We start from the raw sequence: 6,174 nt of genomic DNA, 5'->3' as shown, positions 1-6,174 counted from the left end.
CCCCCCCCCCCCCCCCCCCCCCCCCCCCCCCCCCCCCCCCCCCCCCCCCCCCCCCCCCCCCCCCCCCCCCCCCCCCCGCCCGGTAACATGATGTTAATTGTATTACTGCCGACCAGTATCCGACACCTGCACAGCGTCCGGCTTATTCATTACTTCCCCTGTAAAGGTTTCAGAATACACCCCTGTTTCTGACTGGCAGGCAGTATTATCTAAAATCATTCCTCAGCTATACTCAGTAATCAGTGCCCCTTGCATTACGCACGGGGCTTTTTTCTTTCTTTCTTTCTTTCTTTCCTGAAATTATCTGCCAATTCCATTTTTATGTTGGCAGAATATATTTAAATTGTTTTGCAGTCACTGAGTTATAATGGGTTCACGTTATTTCACTATCTCTAGATTCCTGCCATTTTTCTCATTCCGCATATAATACTTTTATTCTATTTTTTCTAAGCAGCATTGACTTTGTGACTTATTTTATACCTTGGATTTTTCTTTTTTAGCTATACTTCTGTCTCCGCTAAGCGCCAGGGCAGTTCTCACCCCCCCTCCGGTTAATTTCAGCCGCCAGTTCTCTCTGGTATCGATTTGCTGCCTGTACCCTGTTATCACGGTGGGCAATTGGTATCTGTTTACTCCCTGAATATCTTAGTGACTTAATTATTTGACAATAATTTTATTTTTTATTTCAGAGATTAAATATTCATTTTTGTGACACGGCCAGTTACTTTTATTATCAGTTGCCGGTATTCTGTCAGTCCTGTGATTATTTCTCAGGTGACGAGCGTTTATAAAATTTACAGGCGTGTCATTTAAGCATGATAACTTATAACAGCCAGTAATAGTTCTGGTGTCAGAATATTATCAGGTATAGCTGTTACTTAAATAATGAATATGATATTAGCAGTAAAGTTAACCTTTTAAAACAGGATGGTCAATGGATACCGTCGAACAGCTGAATGGAACATATTTTTATGCGGGTAAACCAAATATTATTGCCGCGGAACTATTCTTCATGATTTTTTGTGAGAATACAGCCAGGCAATTCGGTATCGGTATAGCTGATTTCGGGGCCGTTGTCGCTATTGTTTCCGGGAGAAACAACCTGGTGACAAGAGCTAAACCGGCTAATGCTATCAAAGGTACATCTTATGCATCGAGGGGGGCCAGAGCCGTTTTCGGGAAAATAAAATTTCCTTTCGGTATCTCGTTACCTACCTGGCTGGGAGGCTATACACCATGGACAGCGCGTTGTGTGATGGTGCGTAATCTTGCACCCTTTGTCGGCCGTTCAATACCTTTATTTGGGATAATTATTCTGGCTTCAGATGTCACACAAATCACTTATCTGACTGTGCGTGACTACAATACGATAGCCCGGGGCGATGATAAGTTATGGTAGAAACTATTGTGCAACGGGTTTATATGCTGGTACGGCCGTATGCCGGTACTTATCTTTTCAACCTTAAGACGGTGATATTAATGCCTGAAACCGATCTTGATACTGATCTGGGTATTGATGAACTTGAAGCTGAAGATCTGATGAATGATTTCTTCACACAATTTAACGTTGAACGGGGCAGTTTCAGAATTGAAACCTACTATCCACCGGGCACTTTGTCCCTGAATCCTTTCGCAAAAAAAACACTGATACCGGTCCCTGACTTTACTATCCGTATGCTGGTTGAATCAGCAAAGGCCGGGCGCTGGCTATTCGATTAACGCTACATAAGGGGGGTATAATGGCAGAACCTGTTCATTTATTTTTAACGGATGATGGCGGGGCGATAATCCGTGGTTCATCTGACGTTCACGATCGTGAATCAAGCATGGAATTAACCGGATTGCATCACGGATTAACCCTGCCCACTGACCCGATGACAGGCAAGGTGACCGGCACTCGTCAGCACTCTCCCTTTCAGTTCACCAAACAGCTCGATAGCGCCTCACCTTATCTGTTTAAAGCGGCAGCAACAGGCCAGACGCTAAAATCCGCAGAGTTCCGTTTTTATCATATCAATGATGCCGGTCAGGAAGTGGAGTATTACAGGATCACTCTGGAAAATGTCAGGGTTATTTCGGTCGGTCCGGTCATGTATGACACGCGGGGATGTCCGGGGACAGGCCATATGGAAGAAGTCGCACTGAGCTACCAGAAGATCTCCCATCTGTACAAAGAGAGCAATTTGCTGGTACATGATGCATGGAATGAGCGCCAGACGGCACAGGCATAGCCTTTATCAGTAGTTGCTGGCAGGTACGCAGAATTTCAGAGACTGACAGACCGCTAAGCACAGGACGACGTTACCCGCGCTAACCAGTCCCGGTGAGCGGAAAATTGCCGGGTTTGAAGAGCATCACACTGCCCGACAACCTGTTTTACCCGCCGGTCGCCAGTCGTGGCTGATAACATCACAGATAACAAAATGTCTCGAGATTCAGGGTTTAGTGATATTTAGTAATTAATTATTAATATGATAATGATTCACATTTACAACCATTAATATCGCGTCCAGATTAATCGTTATGGCGGGTGCATGGTGCGGCCGCAGGCAGTAATCTGTCAGGAGCGATAAGCAGAATGAAATCTTCAAAATTACTTATTGGTGTGGCCGCGGGGTCGGTGATGTTTTCGGCGACAGTGCTGGCCAAAGAGTATCCGATTGGCGGGCCAGTTGAACATCAGGGAATGCAGATTGCCTCATCTTATCTGCTGAATATCGAAACCAGTCCGTCACCGGAGTCGATGGTGATGGGTAACGATGTTATTCATCTGGAAACCGATGTCCATGCGACCAAAAATAATCAATGGGGATTTTCTGAAGGGGAGTGGATCCCCTATCTGTCGGTAGATTATGTGGTACAGAAACAGGGTGACAGCCATTTCCTTGAATTCGGTCAGTTGCTGCCGATGTCTGCTGACGATGGTGCGCACTATGCCCATAGCGTAAAAATGGCCGGCGCGGGTACCTATAAAGTCACCCTGAAATATAACGCCCCGGATGAACAGGGCTATGCACGCCATACTGATAAAGCCACCGGAATTCCGCGCTGGTTTGCCCCCTTTACCGAAACCTTTACCTTCCGTTACCCCCAATAATCGGCGCACGGCAGGCGCACTGGCCTGCCGTCACCTTTCCCGAATCCTGTCCGTCCGTGCTGCTTAACCGCACTTTTCCCGCTGATTGCCGCAACCCTTCTCTGAGGGCGGTGTACTGATCATACTGCCGGCTGTAAATCAGTAGCGGATGACAGCGCTCTGCACTGAGGGCCTGGCCGGTGGTAAATATTTATAGCCTGCTTAATAATAAATATCTTTGATGATGATTATTATATTTCCCGGGCAGAGGAAAAATAAAAACCAGTTAAATCAATGTGAAGATTTTCGCGCGGATTATTTATTGCGATATAACCTAATGTTTACCAATAAATAATTAATCAATCGTTCGGAAGATACAAAAAATGCGCTTCTGGTTTTATTTTTTCAATGCTTGAGTCAGATCCCATATTGAATGCTTAACTCTCTTAAAGCGTCATTTTATTGCGGGCTATGATTTATATTTCTCACGCACTCCGGTCTGCAGACAGCAAAAGGAAAATTGATGAACCGTTTAATTAATATCATCCAGCATTATGACTGGGGCAGTAAAACCGCCCTGACAGAACTCTATGGTATTGAAAATTCAGCCGGTCAGCCGATGGCCGAATTATGGATGGGGGCCCACCCCGATGCCAGTTCGTCAATAATCACCGCGGGCCGGCAAATCAGCCTGGCCGATGTTATCCGTGATGATCCGCAGCAAATGCTCGGGGCCGAGGTTGCGCGGCGTTTTTCGGGGCTGCCGTTTCTGTTTAAGGTACTCTGTGCCGCCAGTCCGCTGTCCATCCAGGTGCATCCCCATAAAGCGGCGGCAGAGCAGGGCTTTGCCCGTGAGCAACAGGCCGGCATTCCCCATGACTCACCGTTACGTAATTACAAAGACCCTAACCATAAACCGGAATTACTCTATGCCCTGACGCCTTTTCGGGCGATAAACGGCTTCCGCTCGCCCCGGCAGATTGCCGGATTACTGACCCCGCTGGCTGGTACGGATCCGCTGATTGCCGCCTTTGTCGCCCGGCCGGGGACAGAGGCGCTGAAAGCGCTGTTTGCCGGTCTGCTGGGGATGCAGGGACAGGATGCTGCCAGGGCGGTACGTCGCTTATCAGAAGTCAGTGCTCACTTACCCGGTGAGGCATGGCAGGTAGTGCGTGAACTGCAGCAGTATTATCCGCAGGATATGGGACTGTTTATGCCATTGTTATTGAATGTGGTGCAGCTGCAGCCCGGAGAGGCGATGTTTCTGTATGCGGGCACGCCCCATGCCTATCTTTCCGGCTGCGGGCTGGAAGTGATGGCCAATTCTGACAATGTACTGCGGGCCGGACTGACACATAAACATATGGATATTACTGAGTTACTGGCGAATGTTGATTTCACTGTCAGTCACCCGGAACAGCTGCGTGTCACTCCGGTTGTTTCGCAGGATGAATTTAGTTTTCCGGTACCGGTCAGTGACTTCAGTTTCGCGGTGCATCAGTTGCAGGCCTTGCCCTGCGCCTTGTCATGGGGCGGACCGCTGATTGTATTCTGCCTGCAGGGCGAGGCCCTGTGTCAGTGCGCCGGGCAGCAGCTGAGCCTTCACGCCGGACAGTCAGCCTTTATTGGCGCCAGCGAACGGCCCTTACTGGTCAGCGGCGACGGACGTCTGGCCGGGGCGTATTGTGAAATTTATTAATTATTTACTTTACCGGCAGCGCACAGTTTTTTCCCTGTGCTATATTTTTATCAATACCGGTTACCCGGAAAATGAAAAATTTTAATTTATTTAAATCAAAGTTATAAAAAAATGATCTGCCGCATTGTCAGTAGCTGAGTGCTCTGCCGGGCAGTATGATTTTAATTAACCTGTGTGAAATAATATATTCACCTGAGGCTAATATATTATTTTAAATAATAATTATTCATCTCCGTGATGCGCCGGTCGCCTCGTTTTACTGAGTCCCGTCACATATTTTATTTTTTTTAGGGAATAAAATAACTCTGTTTCCGAATACACTTTCCTGATATTTGCGTGTTTTTATCCTGACCATTGCAGATGCAGGACCTTTGAGAAAGATGTAGTTGATACGGGAGGTAGCAAGTGACTATTGCTATTGTCATTGGTACTCACGGTTGGGCGGCAGAACAATTGCTGAAAACCGCAGAAATGTTGTTAGGTGAGCAGGATAATGTCGGCTGGATTGACTTTGTCCCTGGTGAGAATGCTGACACCTTAATCGAAAAATATACCGCGAGGTTAGCAGCACTGGAGACCAGCCAGGGCGTGTTATTTTTGGTGGATACCTGGGGCGGCAGTCCGTTTAATGCGGCCAGCCGGATGGTAACAGAGAAAGAAAACTATGAGGTGATTGCCGGAGTCAATGTGCCGATGCTGGTGGAAACCTTTATGGCACGGGACGATAACCCGGCATTTAATGAACTGGTGGCGATCGCGCTGGAAACCGGACGTGAAGGGGTCAGGGCACTGAAATTTCAGCCAGAAACGGCCACCCCCGCCGTTGCCCCTGCCAGCCCTGAGCCGGTGAAAACCGCCACCGCACCGGCTCCGCAAAAGCCGATGAGTGACAGTGATTATATGGTGATTGGTCTGGCTCGTATCGATGACCGTCTGATCCACGGACAGGTGGCGACCCGCTGGACCAAAGAAACCAATGTGTCGCGCATTATTGTGGTCAGTGACGAGGTGGCCGCCGATCAGGTGCGCAAAACACTGCTGACCCAGGTGGCCCCGCCGGGAGTTACGGCCCATGTGGTGGACGTCGCCAAAATGCTGCGGGTTTATAACAATCCTAAATATGCCGGCCAGCGGGTTATGCTGCTGTTTACCAATCCCACGGATGTCGAACGTCTGGCCGCAGGCGGGGTGAAATTTACCAGTATTAATATCGGGGGGATGGCGTTCCGCCAGGGGAAAACCCAGGTCACCAATGCGGTGTCGGTCGATGCGCAGGATATCGGGGCCTTTAAAAAGCTCAATAGTCGCGGGATTGAGCTGGAAGTGCGTAAGGTCTCTTCCGATCAGAAAGTAAAAATGATGGATCTTATCGGCAAACTGGGCCAGTGATTGCCCGGCA

General features: G+C 48.4%; 6 protein-coding genes. All 6 read left to right on the top strand.

Annotated features, from left to right (window positions below; all coding sequences use genetic code 11):
* Nucleotides 1-934 precede the first annotated feature (934 nt).
* Nucleotides 935-1,399, top strand: coding sequence for an STM2901 family protein (locus tag JK216_RS09245; protein WP_212711541.1), 465 nt, complete (start codon nt 935-937; stop codon nt 1,397-1,399).
* Nucleotides 1,393-1,719, top strand: coding sequence for a DUF1493 family protein (locus JK216_RS09240; protein ID WP_212707705.1), 327 nt, complete (start codon nt 1,393-1,395; stop codon nt 1,717-1,719). The genes JK216_RS09245 and JK216_RS09240 overlap by 7 nt, the downstream gene beginning before the upstream one ends.
* Before the next feature lie 20 nt (nt 1,720-1,739).
* Nucleotides 1,740-2,231 (top strand): type VI secretion system tube protein TssD, encoded by a 492-nt coding sequence (tssD, locus tag JK216_RS09235; protein ID WP_212711542.1) that lies wholly within the window; start codon nt 1,740-1,742, stop codon nt 2,229-2,231.
* Between the two features lie 347 nt (nt 2,232-2,578).
* Nucleotides 2,579-3,097, top strand: a complete 519-nt coding sequence (locus tag JK216_RS09230; protein ID WP_212707706.1) for an iron transporter — start codon at nt 2,579-2,581, stop codon at nt 3,095-3,097.
* A gap of 502 nt (nt 3,098-3,599) precedes the next feature.
* Complete coding sequence (manA, locus tag JK216_RS09225) at nt 3,600-4,775, top strand: mannose-6-phosphate isomerase, class I (protein ID WP_212711543.1); 1,176 nt, start codon at nt 3,600-3,602, stop codon at nt 4,773-4,775.
* A gap of 405 nt (nt 4,776-5,180) precedes the next feature.
* Nucleotides 5,181-6,164, top strand: coding sequence for a PTS mannose transporter subunit IIAB (gene manX, locus JK216_RS09220; protein WP_212711544.1), 984 nt, complete (start codon nt 5,181-5,183; stop codon nt 6,162-6,164).
* Nucleotides 6,165-6,174 lie beyond the last annotated feature (10 nt).

It is taken from the genome of Tatumella sp. JGM94 (assembly GCF_018257595.1).
GTDB classification, from domain to species: Bacteria; Pseudomonadota; Gammaproteobacteria; order Enterobacterales; family Enterobacteriaceae; genus Tatumella; species Tatumella punctata.
Note: the sequence above shows the minus strand (reverse complement) of the source record. Positions and strands in the feature narration are given on the sequence as shown.